This window comes from Serratia entomophila, assembly GCF_021462285.1.
Lineage (GTDB): Bacteria > Pseudomonadota > Gammaproteobacteria > Enterobacterales > Enterobacteriaceae > Serratia > Serratia entomophila.
In genome coordinates this window covers 3682908-3704169 of record NZ_CP082787.1, presented here as the reverse complement: position 1 = coordinate 3704169, position 21262 = coordinate 3682908, and the positions used below count along the sequence as shown (strand labels likewise).

Genomic DNA, 21262 nt, shown 5'->3' with positions numbered 1-21262 from the left:
TAGGCCATCTTAATGACGCCAGTCCTGATATTCCTGCTTGCACCGCTGCGGCGCGGTTTCCGGCATCAGGCTCAGGCCGATGGCCGAAACCACGCCCAACGCCATCATGTAGCCCGCCAGGCCGTAGTAGTGGCCGCCGGTCACCTGCAGGATTTTCACCGCCACCAGCCCGAGCACGCCGCTGCCGATAAGCGATCCTGTCTGCCAGATCAGCGCGATGCCGCTGCAGCGCACGCGGGTCGGGAACAGCTCCGGGAAGTAGGACGCCTGTGGGGCGTAGCACATGCTGTGGCCGAGGGTCAGCACCAGGATCATGGCTATCTGGGTCACCCAGTAACTGTCGAGGTTGATGGCCATAAAGAACGGCACTATGCACACCACCTGCAGCAGTGCGCCGGCGATGTAAACCGGTTTGCGCCCCAGCCGGTCGGAAAGGTGGCCCATCAGCGGAATGGCGAAAATCTCCAGCAGCACCGCCACGATCATCGTCTGCAGCAGAATGTTTTCGCTGAGATGGTTAGCCTTGCCGTAGGCCAGCACGATCACCGTGAACATGGCGAAGGCGCAGGCTTCGATCAGCTTGGCGCATACTCCTTTGCCGATCAGGCCCGGGTAGCGGCGGGCCACTTCCACCACCGGCCGGCTTTCCACCGCCTTGGTGGCGCGGATCTGGGCAAAGACCGGCGACTCGTCGATCTTCAGGCGGATGAACAGCCCGACGATCACCAACAGCAGGCTGAGCAGGAACGGAATGCGCCAGCCCCAGTCCAGCATCTGCGCCGGCGACAGCAGGGCGGTCAGCAGGGCGAACAGCCCGGAGGGCAGCAGGAAGCCGGCCGGCGCGCCGATCTGTACCCAGCTGGCGTAGAAGCCGCGCCGCTGCGGCGGTGAATATTCGGCGGTCATCAACACCGCGCCGGCCTGCTCGCCGCCGACGCCAAAGCCCTGCAGCACGCGGATCAGGATTAACGCTATCGGCGCCCAGACGCCGATTTTTTCGTAGGTCGGCAGCAGGCCGATGCAGAAGGTGCCGAGGCCGACGATCAGGATGGTGATTACCAGCGCTTTCTTGCGGCCGACCTTATCGCCGATGTGGCCGAACACGATGCCGCCCAGCGGGCGGGCCAGGAAACCGACCGCGTAGGTGGCGAAGGCCGCCAGGGTGCCGATCAGCGGATCGGCGCTGGGGAAAAACAGCTGGCCGAAGAACAGCACGGCGGCGGTGCCGTAAGCGAAAAAGTCGTAGTATTCGGCGGCGGTGCCGATCGCCGACGCGCTGGCGACGCGCCGCAGCAGCGGTTGGCTGCCGCCGGTAATGGCGTCGTGAGAGGTTGCAGACATCAGTATCCTCCTTCTGTATCGAACGATGGCAAAGCGGCGACGGCGGCTTTGGCGCCCTGGGCGAGCAGTTGCCGGTAGGCGTGGCCGATCGCGCTGACGAAGGTCGGGTTGCCCGGCAGATCGCGGCCGAATACCGCCTCCAGCTGCAGCAGCGCCAGCACGCGCGGCTGGCCTTGTTCGCTGCCCGCCACCAGCGCGGCGATAGGCTCGCGCAGCGGATCCTCGAGTTCTATTGGTTGGCCCTGTTCGTCTTGCCCGCCGACGTAGCGCAGCCAGCCGGCTACGCCCAGCGCCAGGCAGTCGAAACGGCTGCCGTGCGCCAGATGCCAACGAATCGAATCCAGCAGCCGCTGCGGCAGCTTTTGCGAGCCGTCGGTGGCGATCTGCCCGGTGCGGTGTTTCAGCGCGCGGTTGCTAAAGCGCTGCAGCAGCGAATCGGCGTATTGCGTCAGATCCGCTTCGCGCGTTTGCAGCGTGGGCGCCTGTTCCGCCAGCATCAGATGGCGTGCGGCGCGCGCAAAATCCGCATCCTGCATGCAGTCGCCGATATGCTGATAACCGGCCAGATAGCCGAGGTAGGCGAGAAACGAATGGCTGCCGTTCAGCATGCGCAGCTTCATTTCCTCGTACGGCAGCACGTCGCGCACCAGCTCGGCGCCGGCCTTTTCCCACGCCGGGCGCCCCTGCGGGAAGTTATCTTCGATCACCCACTGGCTGAACGGCTCGCAGGCCACCCCGGCGTCATCTTCAACGCCGCCCAGCAGGCTCTGCAGCCGTTGCCGGGTTTCCTGCGTCACCGCCGGCACGATGCGGTCCACCATGGTGGACGGGAAGGCCACCTCGCGCCGCAGCCAGTCGGCCAGCTCTGCGTCCCGGCACTGCGCCAGCTGGGTTATCACGTTGCGCGTCACCTGGCCGTTGGCCGGCATATTGTCGCAGGACATCACCGCGAACGGCGGCAACCCGCGCCGGCGGCGCAGGCGCAGCGCCGCCAGGATCAACCCGGGCGCCGACTGCGGCTGCAGCGGGTGGGCGATGTCGTGCTCAATCGCCGGGTGGTTCGCCATCAGCTGGCCGCTGGCGGGCTGGTGGCAGTAGCCTTTTTCGCTGATCGTCAGTGAAACGATGGCTACCTGCGGATCGGCCATGGCCTCCAGCACCGCCGTCAGGCCGTCGGCCTGCAGATGCAGCGCCCGGCGCACCACGCCGATTACCCGGCCACGCCAGCCGCCGTCATCCATTTCCGCTACCGAGTACAGCAGCTCCTGCCGCTGCAGGTCGGCGATCTTTTGCCGGCCGTGCTGCATGCTGATCTCGCAGTAGCCCCAGTCGCTGGCGTGCTCAGCGGCCAGCCTGTCCGCATACACCGCCTGATGCGCGCGGTGAAAGGCGCCGAAGCCGATATGCACGATGCGCGGTTTTAATCGCTCGCGCGGGTAGCCGGGGCGGGCAATGGCCGCCGGCAGCGCGCTGCTGCTGGAAAGTTTCATGCTGATTATCCCTGGAAAGGGGGCGAGCCAACCGCCCCTGGTGGTTTTATGGTTTTAATGTTTGCGCTTGCGCGGCGGCGCGCGGCGCCTTGATGACCAGCAGCACCAGCACTGCGCCCAGTGCGGCGACCCCACCCGCCAGCATGAAGGCGCTGTCGAATTTGCCGGTGTTCTGCACGATGTAGCCGGTAACGATCGGGCCGACGATGCCGGAAACGCTGCCGACCAGGTGAATAAAGCCGCTGGCGCCGCCCACCCGTGATTTATGCACCACGTCCTGAATGATCGCCCAGTAAATGGCGCCGGTGATATACAGGAAGAAAATGGAGATCGACATCAGCACCACCGCCGGCACCACGCTGCTGACGGTGCCCGCCAGCGCCACGCACGCCGCCGCCGCCAGCAGGCTGGTCACCAGCACTATCTTGCGCGACAGCAGCAGCTTGCCGGTCATGTTGAAGATCTTGTCCGAGATGTAGCCGCCGAGCGCCAGGCCGACGAAGCCGACGATCCAGGGGATCACCGTGGTCAGGCTCATCTCCTTGATGTTCAGGTTATGCGCCTGCACCAGGTACGACGGGAACCAGCTCAGGAAGAAGAACAGAATGTAGTTGTAGCAGAAGAAGGCGAAGGCGGTGACCAGGATGATCGGCTGTTTCAGGTAATAGCCCAGGCCGTGCGCGGCGTTGCTCAGCGCCTGTTCTTCACTGTGGTTTTCCTGCTGCAGCCGGCCGATCAGCGCCAGCTCGCCGCTGCCGATGCGTTTGCTTTTCGCCGGGTTATCCGCCACCACAAAGAACCATATCAGCATCCAGACGATGCCTATCGAACAGATGATCATGAAGGCCGGGCGCCAGCCGAAGGCCAGCGCCAGATAGCCGACGATCGGCCCCGCCACCGCGCCGCCCAGCGGCGAGCCGGCGCTGAGCAGGCCCATGGCGGTCGCCGCCTGTTTCTTCGGGAACCAGCCGTTGATCATCTTGTTGGCGGAGGCGCAGATCGGCCCTTCGGCCATACCGAACAGGACGCGCAGGATCAGCATCGAGTAGAAGCCGGTGGCCACCGCGGTCATGCCGCAGAAGATTGACCACAGGCCCACCGCCACCCCCAGCACCAGGGTGGGGCCGAACTTGTCCACCGCCAGCCCGCCGATAAAGTTGAAAATGGCGTAGCCGAAGAAGAAGCTGCCGAAGATAAAGCCGAACTGCTCGGCGTTCAGCAGCAGATCTTTCTCGATCATCGGCACGGTAATCGACAGCGCCACGCGGTCGAGGTAGTTGATCATGTAAACCATGAACAGCAGGAATACGATGGTCCAACGCAGGTTTTTAAACATAAAAGCACTCCACTTAACGTTGTTTTAGTTGTGATGCTTCGTTCTCCGCCAGGGCGCCGCCCGGCGCTAACCGAACTGCAGTAAAACCTTGCAGCAGGTGCGTTGGTCCCGTTCGAACATCAGCATCGCCCGTTCGACCTCATCGGCCGGCACACAGTGGGTGATCAGCCGCGCCGGATCGATTTTCCCGGCGGCCATCCAGTCAATCACCTGCGGGAAACGCGCGCTGTTGAGGCGCGAAGAAAAAATCGACAGCTCCTTGCTGGTGACGCTCTGCTGGGTGATCGTGCAGGCGTCGCCGGAGAAGCCCATGATGCCGATGCGCGCCGCCGGTGAGGCCAGGTTGATCGCCTCCTGCAGGATGGCCGGGTGGCAGGCCGCATCGACGATCAACGTCGGGCGGATGCCGCGTTCCAGCAGCGCCTGCGGCAGCGAGGCTTCGGCGTTGTTGAATGCCCAGTCGGCGCCGTTTTGCTGCGCCATCGTCAGCCGCTCGGCGATGCGATCGGTGACGATCACCTGTTTGACACCGTAGACGCCCTTCAGCGTTTGGATCACCGTCAGCCCCATCGGGCCCGCGCCGTAGATCAGCGCAATATCGTCGGCCCTGGGCTGCAGGTGGGCGGTAATGTTGGCGGCGATGGTGAAGGGTTCGACCATCGCCGCGTGGCGATCGCTGATGCCGGCCGGAATGGGGTAGGCGTTGCGCGCCGGGGCGCAGGCGTAGTCGCTGAAGCCGCCGTCGCGGTGCACGCCGATCACCTGCAGCGCGCTGCAGACGTTGGGGCGGCCGACCGAGCAGGGGTAACAATGCCCGCAGCTCACTACCGGATCGACCGAGACGCGTTCGCCGATGCGTTGGGGATCGACGCCGGCGCCCACCGCATCGATCAGGCCGAAGAATTCGTGGCCGATCACCCGCGGGTATTTGGCGAACGGATTATGGCCGTGATAGATGTGCACGTCGGAGCCGCAGATGCCGGCAAATTTCACCTTCACCCGCACTTCGCCGGCCGCCGGCTGCGGCAGCTCGCGTTGCTGGATGGCCAACCGGCCGGGCTGTTCAATCACTACGCTGCGCATGCCGCGGCGTTCGGTTACCAGTTCCATAAGGTGCCATCCTCCAGGCGCGCCACCGGCAGGTAGGCGGGTTCATAGGGGTAGCGGGCCGCACGCTTTTCATCGAACTCGATGCCCAGCCCCGGCTTGTCGCCCGGGTGCATATAGCCGTCGTTGAACGTCCAGCTGTGCGGGAACACCTCAAGCATCTGCTCGGAATAGCCCATGTATTCCTGTACGCCGAAGTTCGGTACCCAGAGATCGAAGTGCAGCGCCGCCGCCATGCAGATGGGCGACAGGTCGGAAGGGCCGTGCGAACCGGTGCGCACCTGATACAGCGAGGCAAAGTCGGCGATGCGGCGCATGCCGGTAATGCCGCCCGCGTGGGTGAGCGTGGTGCGGATATAGTCGATCAGTTGTTCTTCGATCAGCTGCTTGCAGTCCCAGATGCTGTTGAACACCTCGCCGACGGCGATCGGCGTGACGGTGTGCTGGCGGATCAGGCGGAAACATTCCTGGTTTTCCGCCGGGGTCGGATCTTCCATCCAGAACAGCCGGTACTGCTCGATGCTTTTGCCGAAGCGCGCCGCTTCGATTGGCGTCAGGCGATGATGCATGTCGTGCAACAGGTGTTCGTCGAAGCCGAATTTGTTGCGTACCGCCTCGAACAGTTTGGGGGTGAAGTCGAGGTATTTCTCCGTCGACCACAGCTGTTCTTCCGGCCAGTTGCCTTTGGTGGCCGGCTCGTAGGCCTGCCCTTTGCCCTTGGCCATGCCGTAGGTGGTTTTCATGCCCGGCACGCCGCACTGGGCGCGAATGGCTTTGAAGCCCAGCTCTTTATGCCTGGCGTAGTCGTCGAGCACTTCGTCGATAGAGTGGCCGGTGGTGTGGCAGTACACCATCACCCCGGTGCGCGATGCGCCGCCCAGCAACTGGTACAGCGGCATATTGGCCGCCTTGCCCTTAATGTCCCACAGCGCCATGTCGACGGCGGAGATGGCCGACATGGTTACCGGGCCACGCCGCCAGTAGGCGCCCTTGTAGAAGAACTGCCAGATGTCCTCGATCTGATGCGCGTCGCGGCCGATCAACTGCGGGCAGACGTGATCCTTCAGGTAGGAAGCCACCGGCAGCTCGCGGCCGTTCAGCGTGGCGTCGCCGATGCCGGTGATGCCATCGTCGGTAGTGATCTTCAACGTGACGAAATTCCGGCCCGGACAGGTGACAAACACCTCGGCGTTTACAATTTTCATAACCTTCATATCCTGTTGCTGCGGGGAGATATCATGGCGAAAAAATACGCCATGACCCAACTACCATACAAGTATGACTTAATGGATTTGCCGGAGAGGATCACATTTAATCGCTGAGGGCTACGGGAAGCGGGAGAGACGGAAAGGGGCGCAGCCGGGGCTGCGCCGGTAGGGCTAGCCCAGCAGGGCGCAGTTGGGCGGCAGGCGGCACTCGATGGCCTGCGGCAGCACTTCGATGCGGAAATGCCGGCCCTTCAGGGGCTCGCCATCCAGGTTGAAGGTCATATCATGCGGCGCGTCGATCTCCAGCCACGGCAGTGCGGCGCTGATGATGTTCTTGTTCTCTTCGTCGTTGAACAGGGCGGCCACCAGCGCCGGCAGCAGCTCGTCGGCCATCAGCAGCCGCAGCTGCAGCAGGCCGTCGTTGATCAGCGCATCCGGGCACAGCTGCTGGCCGCCGCCGGCCTGTTTGCCGTTGCCGATGCCGATCACCAACGCCTGGCCGGACCAATGGAAATCCGGGCCGCGGATTTCGCAGCGGTCGGCCTGCAGGGTGTCCATGCGCAGCAGCCCATGAACGAAGTAGGAGACGCCGCCCAGCGCCGCCTTGAGTTTTTCCGGCGTTTCGGTGGTGATGCGGGTGCCGAAGCCGCCGGTAGCCATATTGATGAAATAGCGCGTATCGTTGACCTTCGCCAGATCGATCGGCACCGCGCGGCCTTTGATCGCCAGCTGCAGCGCCTGCTCCGGCGCCAGCGGGACATTGCAGGCCACGGCGAAGTCATTGGCGGTGCCGAGCGGCAGAATGCCCAACGCCGGGCGATGCTGTGCCGGCTGCTGGGCCAGCGCGGCGGCCACTTCATTGATGGTGCCGTCGCCGCCACCCGCCACCACGGTGCCGACGCCCAGCCGGACGGCTTCCTCGACGTAGCGCGCGGCGTCGCCATGCTCCCAGGTCACGCGCACGTGCAGCCTGAGCTGCTCTTCGCGCAGCCGTTGTACGGCAAGGCGCAGTTCTTCGTTGCCGGCGCCTTTTCCATTGATGATGAGCAGCGCTGGTGCTGGTTGATGCATTCCCGAAATCTCCCGGCTAAAAAAGATGATGATTAACGATAAACCAGCCGCCGACGCCAGGCCATAAGAATATTCAATTAATTCTGCCGATTGCCCGTATTGCAGTGATTATTTCTGCACAATTGGCTTAATCTGATATATGACGGTAATGTTAAATAATAATGTATCGGATAGGATTTATTAATGGCTTTCGCGTTTTAAATAGGCGATTGACGTTATTAAAACGATTAATTTAAACCGCGATAAAAATATAAAAATAGGCAAGACGGCCGGCGGCTCGGCCCCTGCGCCAAAGAAAAAGCCAGCCCAAGGGAGATTGGGCTGGCTAAGGAGGTGGTTCCTAGTATTGCTATGCAAGTATTTTCGTTGTTTGTTTTAAGCAGCCTGATATTAACCAAACTGCGCGCGCATTGATGTGATCCAATTCTAATATTTGCCAAAAATCGCCACCCGAAGATGGCGATTGGGATTTTTACACCCCTGCGCTATTCTCATCCGCCAAATTGCGGATCAGCAACGCGTAATTGAGGTCGATATCCTGCGGGATTGGCAAATAAACGATGTGGCCGTTGCCTGGCGCCACTGCTATCGGCTCGCCTTTTTTATTTTGCATGCTTTCCAGACGGAACTGAACATTGCCGCCGGGCGTCATCATTTCCACGCTGTCGTCAAGCATAAATTTGTTTTTCACGTCCACTTCGGCCCAGCCGTCGCGCCGCACGCCGGTGAATTCACCGACAAACTGCTGGCGTTCGGACAGCGAAGAGCCGTAGTCGTAATTCTGTTGCGCTTCGTGCACATGGCGGCGCAGAAAACCTTCGGTGTAGCCGCGGTGCGCCAGCCCTTCCAGCGTGGTGAGCAGGCTGGGATCGAAGGGTTTGCCGGCCGCGGCGTCGTCTATCGCCCGGCGATAAACCTGGGCGGTGCGCGCGCAGTAATAGAAGGACTTGGTGCGGCCTTCTATCTTCAGGGAATGCACGCCAAGCTGGGTCAGGCGCTCCACGTGCTGAATGGCGCGCAGATCCTTGGAGTTCATGATGTAGGTGCCGTGTTCGTCTTCAAAGGCGCTCATGTATTCGCCCGGCTTTTGCGCCTCGGACAGCATAAACACCTTATCGGTCGGTGCGCCGATGCCCAGCGTCGGCTCGACGGTCTGCACCGGGATCGGCTCGTGCATATGCACGATGTTGCCGGTGTCGTCTTCCTTGCCTTCCTCCGCCTTATACTGCCAGCGGCAGGCGTTGGTGCAGGTGCCCTGATTGGGATCGCGCTTGTTGATATAGCCGGACAGCAGGCAGCGGCCGGAGTAAGCCATGCACAGCGCGCCGTGCACGAAGATCTCCAGCTCCATGTCCGGCACCTGGGCGCGGATTTCGGCGATCTCTTCCAGCGACAGCTCGCGCGACAGGATCACGCGGGTCAGCCCCATTTGCTGCCAGAACTTCACCGTCGCCCAGTTGACCGCATTGGCCTGCACCGACAGATGGATATCCATCTGCGGGAAGGCTTCGCGCACCATCATGATCAGGCCGGGATCGGACATGATCAGCGCATCCGGGCCCATGTCGATCACCGGCTTCAGGTCGCGCAGGAAGGTTTTCAGCTTGGCGTTGTGCGGGGCGATATTCACCACCACGTAAAATTTTTTGCCGAGCGCATGGGCTTCGTTGATGCCCTGCGCCAGGTTTTCGTGGTTGAACTCGTTGTTGCGCACCCGCAGGCTGTAGCGCGGCTGGCCGGCGTAAACCGCATCGGCGCCATAGGCGAAGGCGTAACGCATGTTTTTCAGCGTTCCGGCAGGGGAGAGAAGTTCCGGTGTAAACATAGTCTGTCTCGGTCTGATTTCAGGTCAGTACTACACCACCCAATGGCGCAGTAAAAGCGGGGAATTGTAGCGGCAGCGCGGCAATAAATCAGCAGTTAACCGGATTTATTCAGGGGAGATTGATCCTGGTCATAAGAAAAACGCGCGATGGCGGCCACCGCGCGCGAGGTAAGGCGAAATCAGGCGCTTAAATCACGCACGTCGGTAGCCGGGCCGTTTTTAATGACCGACTGGATGCCGTTTTTGGCCGCGCTTTCGGAGCTGTACATTTCGCTGACGCCGATCACCTGATGGTTCTTGGCTTTCAGCACAAAGTACGGCTGGTTGCTGCTGCTGTGCTTCAGTTCATACTGCGCTTCGTGCGGCGAATTGGTTTGCACCGAGGCGATGCCGTTTTCCGCCGACGCTTTGCTGGCGTACATCTCGCTGGCCAGAATGATCTCGCCGTTACTGGCTTTCAGGTTGAAGTGGTACTGTCCGTTCTTTGCTTTTTTCAGCTCATAATGACCGATTGCCATGGTTCCTCTCCTGTTGGTTCCGATAGGTGTTGTAAGTGTAGCCAATAGCTTGAAAATCGGCGGCTAATAAACCTCACCTGCGCAAGCATAGACCAAAAAACGCGCAGTTTTTTTGCGCCAGCGTTGAGTTTCACGCCGCGGATGCCGTTGCAGCACGGGAAGCTAACGCAGGAGAGCGCTAGCGCAGAGTCGCATGGGATGCCGGGTGAAGACTGGGCTCGGTAACCTGGCTTACAGCCCGTTCACCAGCCGGCAGGGCTCGGCCTCCCAGCGGTAACCCACGCCGTAAACCGAGCGGATAAACGACTTTTCGCCGTCGATCAGCTCCAGCTTGCGCCGCAGGTTTTTGATGTGGCTGTCGATGGTGCGGTCGGTGACCACCCGGTAGTCGTCATACAGATTGTTGAGCAGCTGCTCGCGCGAGAAAACGTTGCCCGGCTGGCTGGCCAGGGTTTTCAGCAGGCGAAACTCCGCCGGCGTCAGATCCAGCATGTGCCCCTGATAGCTGGCCTGAAAGCGCGGTTCGTCGATGTGCAGCAGCGAGTCTTCCCGCACATTGTCCTGCGGCCGGTAGCTACGGCGCAGAATGGTCTTCACCCGCGCCACCACTTCGCGCGGGCTGTAGGGCTTGCAGATGTAATCGTCGGCGCCGATCTCCAGGCCCAGCAGGCGATCGATCTCTTCAATCTTCGCCGTCACCATCACGACGGGCACGTCGGTAAAGCGCCGCAGTTCGCGGCATACCGTCAGCCCGTCGCTGCCCGGCAGCATCAGGTCCAACAGGATCAGCGCCGGCGGCTGTTGGTGCACCGCCGGCACCACTTCGCTGCCGTTGGTCAGCCAGCGGGTGGCGTAGCCCGCCGCCTGCAAATAATCCACCAACAGCTGGCCCAGCTTGGGCTCATCTTCAACGATCATGATTTGCAAAGGTTGATTTTGGGGTTCCATCACGGCGCCTTATTCTTAATCGGGGTGGCGAATTCTACTGTAATGCGTACGCCGCCTAAAGGCGAGTGCGCAGCATGGATCTGGCCGTCGTGGGCTTCAACGATGTTGTGGCAGATAGCCAGCCCCAGGCCGGAACCGCCGCTGGCGCGGTTGCGCGAGCCTTCGGCGCGATAGAAGCGTTCGAAAATGCGCGCCAGCTGCTGGTCATTGATGCCGGGAGCGCTGTCTTGCCAGTAGATCAGCAACCGGCCAGGCAACAGCTCCGCGCCGATCTCCAGGCGGCCGCCGGCGTCGGTGTAGCGCAGGCTGTTTTCCAGCAGGTTATTGAACAACTGGTTAAGCCGGTCCGGATCGCCGAACAGCGGCGCCTGAGCCGGCAAGTGGGTGACGATCTCCAGCCCTTTGGCGCGGAAGCGTTCGCGGAAGGCGGCGACGGCGATCAACAGCAGGTGCACGCAGTCGACCGCCGATTTGCGGTAGGCCAACGCGCCAAGATCGGAAAGCGAAAGCTGGTGCAGGTCGTCCACCAGTTTGGTCAGGGTCGACACCTCCGCCTGCAGCGAATTAAGCGAGGCCGGGGTCGGTTGGCGCACGCCGTCCTGCAATGCTTCCAGTTCGCCGCGCAGCACCGCCAGCGGGGTGCGCAGTTCGTGAGAGACGTCGGCCATAAAGGCGCGGCGCATCTGTTCGTTTTTCTCCAGAGACATGGCGAGCTGGTTAAAGTCCTGCGCCAGGCGGCCAAGTTCGTCCTGGCTGCTGACCGCCACGCGAGCGGTAAAGTCCCCCGCCGCCAGCCGATGAGTACCGGCCACCAGGCGTTTGACCGGGGCCAGCATGCCGCGCGACAACATCCAGGTCACCGCCGCCGCCAGCAGGGTAGAGAGCGCGACGATAATCCAGCTGGTGCGCCGCTGCTGGCGATCGAAGCTAATGTCGGTATTGCGCGTCAGCCGCTCTACCGGGGTGGTGATCACCCAGCCGACTATCTCGTTGTTATAGCGGATCGGCAGGCGCGGCCCTTCCTTCGGCACCGGGCCGGAATGGCCCACCAGCCGGTTGAACTGGCTGTCCACCACCCAGAACTGAGTGCGCCAGCCTTTGGGCGGCAGATTGTGGCTGCTGTCGCTGTTTTGTTCGAACGAGCGCATGATCTGATAAACCACCTGATCGTTGTTGCGCAGGAACACCCAGTTGCCGTGGCGGCTGTATTGGTCTTCCAGCGCTTCGCCCAGCATGGTGATGCGTTGCTCGTTGCTGTGTTTGATGTAATCGATAAAGCCGCGTTCAAAGCTGACGCGCACCCCCCAGTGCATGGTGATCAACACCAGCAGGCAGGTGGCTAAAATGGCCAGGAACAGCTTCCCGGTAATGCCTATCTTCATTGAAGCCTCGTTGAGCCGGTGCCCGGCTCCTTGATCAGCGTGCGGTTTGGCGCGGTATCGGCCGGCACGCGGGCGAAGGCCAGCGCGGGCAGGGCGATGATGAGCGCCATGCAACAGTAGCTGTAAATGAATGCGCTGTGAATGGCCGGGCTGTCGGCCACCACCTGATGATGGGCGAAGCTGCCGATCAGAATGCCGGCGACGCTGACGCCGAGGCTCATCGACAGCTGCATCACCATCGACAGCAGGCTATTGCCGCTGCTGGCCAGCCGGTCGGGCAGGTCCTTCAGCGTCAGGGTGTTCATCGCCGAGAAGCGCAACGAATTGACCATCCCCTGGAAGAACAGCACCGCCGGCAGCAGCCAGACCCAACCCAGCATCGCCACCAGCGGGAAGCTCAGGCTGACCAGCGCCAACATCAGCGTGGCGGCCACCAGCACCTTGCGGTAGCCGAAGCGGTTGACCACCTGCACCACGATGCGTTTCATGCCCATGCTGCCGATGATCATCGGGATCATCATCAGCCCGGCGTGGAACGGGGAGAAGCCCATGCCCACCTGCAGGAACAGCGGCGTCATAAACGGCAGCATGCCGCTGCCGATGCGGCCCAGCAGGCTGGCGATCAGGCCGATTTTATAGGTTGGGGTGCGGAATAAACGCAGCGAGAACAGCGCCCGGCTGTTGCTCTGCGCATGCCACCAGTAGCCCGCCAGCGCCGCGAGGCCCAGCGCCACCAGCCCGGCGATGATCAGGCCGGAAAGCCCCATGCCTTTATGGCCGTCGAGCGCCAGCGTCAGCGTCGCCATGCCGATGGCCAGCATGATGAAGCCGCTGACGTCGAAGCGCCGCGTCTGCATCTTGTAGTTCGGCATCAGCAGCAGGGTGGCGATGGCGCCGGCGATGCCTACCGGGATGTTGATCAGGAAAATCCAGTGCCAGCTGGCGTACTGCACCAAAAAACCGCCCAGCGCCGGCCCCATCAGCGGGCCAATCTGGCCCGGCAGGGTGACGAAGGTCATCGCCGCCATATACTGCTCGCGCGGCACGATTTTCATCACCGTCAGGCGGCCGACCGGCACCATCATCGCACCGCCGATGCCCTGAATAACCCGCGAGGCGATCAGCTCGTTGAGGGTTTCCGCGCGGGCGCACAGGACAGAGCCGAGGGTGAACAGGACGATGGCGCTGAAAAACACCCGCTGCACGCCGACCCGGTCCGCCAGCCAGCCGCTGGCGGGCAGCATCACCGCCACCGTCAGTACGTAGGAGACGATCACCGACTGCATACGTAGCGGATTTTCCCCCAGGCTGACGGCCATCGAGGGCAGGGCGGTGTTGACGATGGTAGTGTCCAGCGTCTGCATAAAGAAGCCGAACGCCACTATCCAGAGTTGCCACTGCACCGTGGCGGTGTGTTTCATCAGCATCGATCGGCCATTATTGGGGCAACGGATCCAGTTTCTTGCCGCGGCGGAATTTCATCTGCAGCCGGTCAAAGTACAGGTAAACCACCGGCGTCGTATACAGCGTCAGCAGCTGGCTCATCAGCAGCCCGCCGGCGATGGTGATGCCGAGCGGCTGGCGCAGCTCGGCGCCGTCGCCGCTGGTCAGCACCAGCGGCAGCGCGCCAAACAGCGCCGCCAGCGTGGTCATCATGATCGGCCGAAAGCGCAGCAGGCAGGCCTGGAAAATCGCCTCGCGGGCGCTGATGCCGCCGTTGCGCTGCGCGTCGAGGGCGAAATCGACCATCATGATGGCGTTTTTCTTCACGATGCCGATCAATAGCATGATGCCGATCAGCGCGATCAGGCTGAATGGCGCGCCGAACAGCTCCAGCGCCAGCAGCGCGCCCACCCCGGCCGAGGGCAGGGTAGACAGTATGGTCAGCGGGTGGATGTAGCTTTCATACAGCACGCCAAGCACGATATACACCGTGGCGATTGCGGCGGCGATCAGCAGCAGCTGGGATCTCAGCGTTTCCTGGAACACCTGCGCGGTACCGGCGAAGGCGCCGCGTACGGTGGACGGCACGCCGAGCTGGGTCATGGTGCGTTCAACCGCGGCGGTGGCGTCCGACAGGCTGCCGCCGTCCGGCAGGTTAAAGGAAACGGTCGATGCCGCCGACAGCCCCTGATGATTGACCGACAGCGGCGCATTGGCCGGCTGCCAGCGGGCGAAATAGGATAGCGGGATCGCCTTGCCGTCTTTGTTGATCACGAACATCTTGTCCAGTGAGCTGACGTCCTGCGTGTAAGGCGGCGCCACCTCCATCACCACCTTGTACTGATTGAGCGGTTGGTAGATGGTCGAAATTTGGCGCTGGCCGAAGGCGTTGTTCAGCAGGTTATTGGCGTCGGCGACCGAAATGCCCATGCGCGTCATGGTTTCGCGGTCATAGATCAGGTCCATTTCCGAACCTTTGTCCTGCTGATCGGAGTTGACGTCCGCCAGCTCCGGCAGCGCGGCCAGCGCGGCGCGGATCTTCGGCTCCCACTCGCGCAAGGCGGAGAGATCGTCCGCCAGCAGGGTGTACTGATAGCTGGCGTTGGCCTGGCGCCCGCCGACGCGAATATCCTGCACCGCCATCAGAAACAGGCTGGCTCCCGGCTCTTTCGCCAGCCGGGCGCGCAGCCGGGCGATCACCTTTTGCGCATCGTCGCTGCGCACCGACAGCGGCTTGAGCGAGATGAACATCGAACCGCTGTTGGTGCGCGAGCCGCCGGTAAAGCCGGTGACGTTTTCCACGTCCGGATCTTCGCGCACGATCTTCATGAAGTCTTCCAGCTTAACGCGCATCGCCTGGAAGGAAATGCTTTGGTCGGCCTGGATAAAGCCCATCAGCCGGCCGGTGTCCTGCTCGGGGAAGAAGGTTTTAGGGATGCTGACATACAGCCAGACGTTGAGCGCAATGGTGGCGAGGAACACCGCCAGCACCCAGCGCGAGTGGCCGAGCACCCAGTTCAGCGAGCGGCCGTAGCCTTGCTGCAGCGCCATCAGCATTTTGCCGAAGCCGCGCGCGCGCCGCTGCGAACGCGGCGGCTGGTGGCGCAGCAGGTAGGCGCACATCATCGGCGTCAGCGTCAGGGAAATAATCAGCGACAGCCCGATCGACACCGACAGGGTGACGGCGAACTCGCGGAACAGGCGGCCGGGCAGCCCCTCCATCAGCAGCAGCGGAATGAACACCGCCACCAGCGACACGCTCATCGAGAGCACGGTGAAGCCGACTTCTCGCACCCCCACCAGCGCGGCGTTGATCGGCTTCATGCCCGCCTCGACGTGGCGGGAAATATTTTCCAGCACCACGATGGCGTCATCGACCACGAAACCGGTGGCGATGGTCAGCGCCATCAGCGACAGGTTATTCAGGCTGAAGCCGCACAGGTACATGGCGGCGAAGGAGCCGATCAGTGAGACCGGCACCGCCACCGCCGGGATCAGGGTGGCGCGCCCGGAACGCAGGAAGATGAATACCACCAGGATCACCAGCCCGATGGCGATCGCCAGCGACTGCTCCACCTCGGCCAGCGAGGCGCGGATGGTCGGCGAACGGTCCTGGGCGATGTTCAGCTGGATCGCGGCCGGGATATTTTCTTGCAGGTCCGGCAGCTCGGCGCGGATGCGGTCGACGGTTTCAATGATGTTGGCGTCCGGCGCGCGGCTGATGGCCAGGATGATCGCCGGCTTGGCGTCGGTCATCCCGGCGTTGCGCACGTCCTGCACCGAGTCTTTGACGTCGGCCACGTCGCTTAACCGCACCGCCGAGCCGTTGTTGTAGTGGATAATCAGCGGCCGGTAAACCTCCGCGGTTTTCAGCTCGTCGTTGGCCTGGATCTGCCAGCGTTGCTGCGGGTTCTCCAGGGAACCCTGCGGCCGGCGCACGTTGGCGTTGCTGATGGCCTGGCGCACCGCGTCCAGCGAGACGCCCTGATTGAACAACGCGCTGGGGTTCAGCTCCACCCGCACCGCAGGCAGGGAGCTGCCGCCGACCGAGACGTCGCCGACGCCCTCGGTTTGCGCGATTTTTTGCGCCAGCCGGGTGGAGGCGAAGTCGTAAAGCTGGCCCTGGCTGTAGGTATCGGACGTCAGCGTCAGGATCATGATCGGCGCGTCGGACGGGTTGACCTTGCGGTAGCTGGGCCGGCTCGGCATGCCGGTAGGCAGCAGACTCTGCGCGGCGTTGATCGCCGCCTGCACGTCGCGTGCGGCGCCGTTGATGTCGCGATCGAGATCGAACTGCAAAATGACGCGAGTGCTGCCGAGCGAGCTCATCGAGGTCATCTCGTTGACCCCGGCGATGCGCCCCAGCGCGCGTTCCAGCGGCGTCGCCACCGATGACGCCATGGTTTCCGGATCGGCGCCCGGCAGCGAGGCGCTGATCGAGATAACCGGGTAATCGACCTGCGGCAGCGGCGACACCGGCAGCAGGCGGAAGCCGATGATGCCGCAGATGGCGATGGCCAGCGTCAGCAGCGTGGTGGCCACCGGCCGGTGGATGAACAGGGCGAAGAATCTCACGGCAGCTCCTGCGTTTCCGGCTGGCGGCGGGTATTGCGCGCCAGTTTGTCGAACAGCAGGTAAATCACCGGCGTGGTGAACAGCGTCAGGATCTGGCTCATCACCAGCCCGCCGACCATGCACACCCCGAGCGGGTGGCGCAGCTCCGCGCCGACGCCGGTGCTGAGCATCAGCGGCAGCGCGCCGAGCAGCGCCGCCAGCGTGGTCATCAGAATGGGCCGAAAGCGCAGCAGACAGGCCTGATAGATGGCCTCATACGGCGTCAGCCCCTGTTCGCGTTCGGCGGCCAGCGCGAAGTCGATCATCATGATGGCGTTTTTCTTCACGATGCCGATCAGCAGGATGATGCCGATAATGGCGATCACGTCCAGTTCGCTGCCGGCCAGCATCAGCGCCAGCAAGGCGCCAACCCCGGCGGTCGGCAGGGTGGAGAGTATGGTGACCGGATGAATAAAGCTTTCGTACAGCACGCCCAGCACGATGTACATCGCCACCACCGCCGCCAGGATCAGCCACAGAGTGCTGCCCAGCGCCGCCTGGAACGCCAGGGTCGCGCCCTGGAACTGGGTGGTGATGTCCTTCGGCATATTGAGGTTTTTTTCCGCCTGGCTAACCGCGTCCACCGCCTCGCCGAGCGAATAACCGGCGGCGACGTTAAAGGAAACGGTGGTCGACGGGAACTGGTCGAGGTGGTTGACCGACAGCGGCCCGAAGCGCTCCTCGATTTTGGCGATGGCGCTCAGCGGCACAGTGGCGCCGCTGCTGCTGGTCAGGCGGATTTCGCTCAGCGCCGCCAGCCCCGGGGTGGTGCTGACGTCATGTTCCAGCACCACCCGGTACTGGTTGGCCTGGGTGTAAATGGTGGAGATCAGCCGCTGGCCGAAGGCGTTGTACAGCGCGTTGTCCACGTCGCTCATGGTGATGCCGAGGCGCGAAGCCGAGTCGCGATCGACGTTCACATAGGCCACCAGGCCCTGAGCCTGCCAGTCGCTGGTCACGTCTTCCAGCTGCGGGGTTTGCTTCAGCTCCGCCATCAGCTGCGGCACCCACAGGCTGAGGTCGTCCAGCGACATCGCCTGCAGGGTGAACTGATACTGGGTGCGGCTGACCTGGGTATCTATGGTCAGATCCTGCACCGGCTGCAGATACAGCTTCACGCCGGGGAACTGCGCCGTCTGCTGCTGCAGGCGGGTGATGATCGCCGGAATGCGATCGCTGCGTTCGCTCAACGGCTTCAGGTTGATCTGCAGGCGGCCGCTGTTAAGCGTGGCGTTGCTGCCGTCGACGCCGACAAACGAGGTCAGGCTTTCCACCGCCGGATCTTTGAGGATCTCCGCCGCCACCTGCTGTTGGCGTTCGGCCATATTGCTGAACGACACGGTTTGCGGCGCCTCCAGCGTGCCCTGAATGATGCCGTTGTCCTGCACCGGGAAGAAGCCTTTCGGGATCAGCAGGTACAGCAGCACCGTCAGCGCCAGGGTGCTCAGCGCCACGCCCAGCGTCAGCCACGGGTGGTTGAGCACCGTTTTCAGCCATTTGCCATATTGCGCGATCACCCGATCAAAGAAGCGTTCGGAGGCGGCGGAAAAGCGATTTTGCTTGCGCAGCGATTCGTGGCTCAGCATGCGCGCGCACATCATCGGCGTCAGCGTCAGCGAGACCACGGCGGAGATCAGTATCGCCACCGCCAGCGTGACGGCGAACTCGCGGAACAGCCGGCCGACGATATCGCCCATAAACAGCAGCGGGATCAGCACCGCCACCAGCGAGAAGGTCAGCGAGATAATGGTGAAGCCGATTTCACCGGCCCCTTTCAGAGCGGCATCGAGCGGTTTTTCGCCTTTCTCGATATAGCGCGAGATGTTCTCGATCACCACGATGGCGTCGTCCACCACAAAGCCGGTGGCGATGGTCAGCGCCATCAGCGTCAGGTTGTTGATGGAAAAACCGAGGAAATACATGGCGGCGAAGGTGCCCACCAGCGACAGCGGCACCGCCACGCTGGGGATAATGGTGGCCGGCACGTTGCGCAGGAACACGTAAATCACCATCACCACCAGCGCGATCGCCAGCAGCAGCTCAAACTGCACGTCGCTGACCGAGGCGCGAATGGTGGTGGTGCGGTCAGTCAGCACCTTGACGTCGACCGATTTGGGCAGGCTTTTGATCAGCTGAGGCAGCATCTCGCGGATGCTGTCGGCGGTAGTGATCACGTTAACGCCGGGCTGGCGCTGGATGTTCAGCACGATGGCCTGCTGCTTGTTGGCCCAGGCCGCCAGGCGGGTATTCTCGGCGCCCTGTTCGATGGTGGCGACGTCCTGCAGCCGGATGGCCGCGCCGTTCTGGTAGGCGACAATCAGCTGGCGGTAATCGTCGGCGGACTTCATCTGGTCGTTGGCGGAGAGCGTCACCGAGCGGGTGGGGCCGTCCAGGCTGCCTTTGGCTGAGTTGACGTTGGCGTTGCTGATGGCGGTGCGAATGGTTTCGCTGTCCAGCCCATAGGCGGCGACCGCGGCGGCGTTCAGCTTCACGCGCACCGCCGGGCGTTGGCCGCCGGAGAGGGTCACCAGGCCGACGCCGGTCACCTGGGAAATTTTTTGCGCCACGCGGGTTTCCACCATGTCTTCCACCTGCGTCATCGGCATGGCGGAGGAGGTGACGGCCAGCGTCAGGATCGGCGGATCGGCCGGGTTAACCTTGCTGTAAATCGGCGGATAGGGCAGGTCGCTCGGCAGCAGGTTGGTGGCGGAGTTGATTGCCGCCTGCACTTCCTGCTCGGCGACGTCGAGCGGCAGCTCCAGCTGGAACTGCAGCGTCACCACCGAGGCGCCGCCGGAGCTTTGCGACGCCATCTGTTTCAGGCCGGACATCTGGCCGAACTGGCGCTCCAGTGGGGCGGTGATGGCGGAGGTCACCACATCCGGGCTGGCGCCGGGGTACAGCGTCACTACCTGAATGGTCGGGTAGTCCACTTCCGGCAGGGCGGATACCGGCAGGGCGCGGTAGCCGATAATCCCCGCCAGCAGAATAGCCACCATCAACAGGGTGGTGGCGACCGGGCGCAGGATAAACAGGCGGGACGGCCCGCCGCCGGGATTGGGGGGCATCACCTGCATCAGGATTTCCCCTGAACGTCAGGTTTGCGTGTGGCTTTGGCCGCCGTCGGCGCTTCTTTCGGCGCCAGCACCTCCACCTGCATGCCTTCGGTCAGGCGATCGATGCCGTCGGTCACCACCCGATCGCCGGCGTTCAGGCCGGCGCCGATCACCACCTGTTGGCTATCCTGAATGCCGGTGGTCACCCGGTGCTTGCTGACCTTGTTGTCTTCGCTCAGGGTCCAGACGAAGTTGCCTTCGTTGCCCATCTGCAGCGCGGCGGTCGGGATCACCACCGCGTCATGCAGGGTGTCCACCTTCAGGCGCGCATTGACGAACTGGTTCGGGAACAGCGCGTCGTCCTCGTTGATAAAGCGCGCTTTCAGCTTGATGGTGCCGGTGGTGGTGTCAATCTGGTTATCCAGGCTCAGCAGCGAACCGGTCGCCAGCAGGTTCTGATTGGTGCGATCCCAGGCTTCGACGCTGACCGGGCCGGCTTTTTGCGCCTTGATCAAATCGCCGATATTGCCTTCCGGCAGCGTAAACACCACGTCAATCGGGTGAGTCTGGGTGATCACCACGATGCCGGTGGTGCTGCCGCTGCTGATGTAATTGCCGACGTCGACCAGCTTCAGGCCGACCCGGCCGTCGATTGGCGCCGTGATGCGGCTGTAGGTGATCTGCAGTTTGGCGCTGTCGACGGTGCCCTGATCGGCCTTGATGGCGCCCTCGGTTTGGCGAACCAGAGAAAGCTGGGTATCCAGATCCTGGCGAGAAACCAGGTTGGTTTTCGCCAACTGCTGATAGCGCGCCAGATCTTGCCTGGCGTTGGCCAACGTCGCCTGGTCCTTGGCCAGCTGCCCCTGTGCCTGAGTCAACTGCACTTCAAACGGGCGCGGGTCGATCTCGGCCAGCAGATCGCCGGCCTTGACCTGTTGGCCTTCGGTAAAGTGTAGCGCCATCAGTTGGCCGTCGACCCGGCTGGTGACGGTAACGGTATTGGCCGCGGTGGCGGTGCCCAGCCCGGAAAGGTAGCGGGGGACCGTTTGCAAGGTGGCGGTTGCCGCCTGCACCGGCGACATTGGCGCGCCGCGTCTGCCGCCCGCAGCCCGGCCGGCTCCCGCTTTCCCGGCGGCGCCGTGCGCCCCTGGCGCCGTTTCGGCGGCCGGCTGGGACATGCTGAAATGGCGCCAGGCCAGTACGGCGGCGATGATCACGATCACCACAAGCAGCAGGCGCAGCATCAGAGAACGGCGTTGGGGTTTTGCATTCATGGTGGCGAAAATTCTCTCCAAAAGGCAGGGGCGCGGGCACTCATTGCCACAAAAGTTACACTCCTTACAGGATACTAGTTTAGCCAGCAAAGACGGCATAAAAATGAAGGAAATATGGAGGAATCGTCAGCATTGTCCTAATAATGGTT

At 62.7% G+C, this 21262-nt stretch carries 14 protein-coding genes; all 14 read right to left on the bottom strand.

What is annotated here, in order from left to right; genetic code table 11:
* Positions 1 to 9: 9 nt before the first annotated feature.
* The gene (locus tag KHA73_RS17945; protein WP_234585763.1) at positions 10 to 1341 is read right to left on the bottom strand and encodes an MFS transporter; all 1332 of its coding nucleotides are present in this window, start codon (positions 1339 to 1341) and stop codon (positions 10 to 12) included.
* A complete protein-coding gene (locus KHA73_RS17940; RefSeq protein WP_234585762.1) occupies positions 1341 to 2831 on the bottom strand; it encodes a mannitol dehydrogenase family protein in 1491 nt (496 codons plus the stop codon). The genes KHA73_RS17945 and KHA73_RS17940 overlap by 1 nt, the downstream gene beginning before the upstream one ends.
* Positions 2832 to 2877: 46 nt before the next feature.
* Positions 2878 to 4167: an MFS transporter gene (locus KHA73_RS17935; protein WP_234585761.1), complete on the bottom strand. Its 1290-nt coding sequence runs from the start codon at positions 4165 to 4167 to the stop codon at positions 2878 to 2880.
* Between the two features lie 66 nt (positions 4168 to 4233).
* On the bottom strand, positions 4234 to 5250 hold the full coding sequence (locus KHA73_RS17930) for a Zn-dependent oxidoreductase (RefSeq protein ID WP_234591326.1): 1017 nt from the start codon (positions 5248 to 5250) through the stop codon (positions 4234 to 4236).
* A 14-nt stretch (positions 5251 to 5264) separates the two neighbouring features.
* The gene (gene manD / locus KHA73_RS17925) at positions 5265 to 6479 is read right to left on the bottom strand and encodes a D-mannonate dehydratase ManD (RefSeq protein ID WP_234585760.1); all 1215 of its coding nucleotides are present in this window, start codon (positions 6477 to 6479) and stop codon (positions 5265 to 5267) included.
* Between the two features lie 174 nt (positions 6480 to 6653).
* On the bottom strand, positions 6654 to 7553 hold the full coding sequence (yegS, locus tag KHA73_RS17920) for a lipid kinase YegS (protein WP_234585759.1): 900 nt from the start codon (positions 7551 to 7553) through the stop codon (positions 6654 to 6656).
* A gap of 472 nt (positions 7554 to 8025) precedes the next feature.
* The gene (trhP, locus tag KHA73_RS17915) at positions 8026 to 9378 is read right to left on the bottom strand and encodes a prephenate-dependent tRNA uridine(34) hydroxylase TrhP (RefSeq protein WP_234585758.1); all 1353 of its coding nucleotides are present in this window, start codon (positions 9376 to 9378) and stop codon (positions 8026 to 8028) included.
* A gap of 179 nt (positions 9379 to 9557) precedes the next feature.
* Positions 9558 to 9896, bottom strand: coding sequence for a YegP family protein (locus KHA73_RS17910; RefSeq protein WP_234585757.1), 339 nt, complete (start codon positions 9894 to 9896; stop codon positions 9558 to 9560).
* A 231-nt stretch (positions 9897 to 10127) separates the two neighbouring features.
* Complete coding sequence (gene baeR, locus KHA73_RS17905) at positions 10128 to 10844, bottom strand: envelope stress response regulator BaeR (protein ID WP_234585755.1); 717 nt, start codon at positions 10842 to 10844, stop codon at positions 10128 to 10130.
* On the bottom strand, positions 10844 to 12226 hold the full coding sequence (gene baeS, locus KHA73_RS17900; protein ID WP_234585753.1) for an envelope stress sensor histidine kinase BaeS: 1383 nt from the start codon (positions 12224 to 12226) through the stop codon (positions 10844 to 10846). The genes baeR and baeS overlap by 1 nt, the downstream gene beginning before the upstream one ends.
* Positions 12223 to 13653, bottom strand: a complete 1431-nt coding sequence (gene mdtD, locus KHA73_RS17895; protein WP_234585752.1) for an MFS transporter — start codon at positions 13651 to 13653, stop codon at positions 12223 to 12225. Before mdtD ends, baeS begins: the two co-directional genes overlap by 4 nt.
* 10 nt (positions 13654 to 13663) lie before the next feature.
* On the bottom strand, positions 13664 to 16744 hold the full coding sequence (gene mdtC / locus KHA73_RS17890; RefSeq protein WP_234585750.1) for a multidrug efflux RND transporter permease subunit MdtC: 3081 nt from the start codon (positions 16742 to 16744) through the stop codon (positions 13664 to 13666).
* Positions 16741 to 19860: an MdtB/MuxB family multidrug efflux RND transporter permease subunit gene (locus KHA73_RS17885; protein WP_234585749.1), complete on the bottom strand. Its 3120-nt coding sequence runs from the start codon at positions 19858 to 19860 to the stop codon at positions 16741 to 16743. Before KHA73_RS17885 ends, mdtC begins: the two co-directional genes overlap by 4 nt.
* Positions 19860 to 21113 carry an MdtA/MuxA family multidrug efflux RND transporter periplasmic adaptor subunit gene (locus KHA73_RS17880; protein WP_234585748.1) on the bottom strand — a complete coding sequence of 418 codons (1254 nt, stop codon included), beginning with the start codon at positions 21111 to 21113 and terminating at the stop codon, positions 19860 to 19862. Before KHA73_RS17880 ends, KHA73_RS17885 begins: the two co-directional genes overlap by 1 nt.
* Between the last annotated feature and the right edge of the window lie 149 nt (positions 21114 to 21262).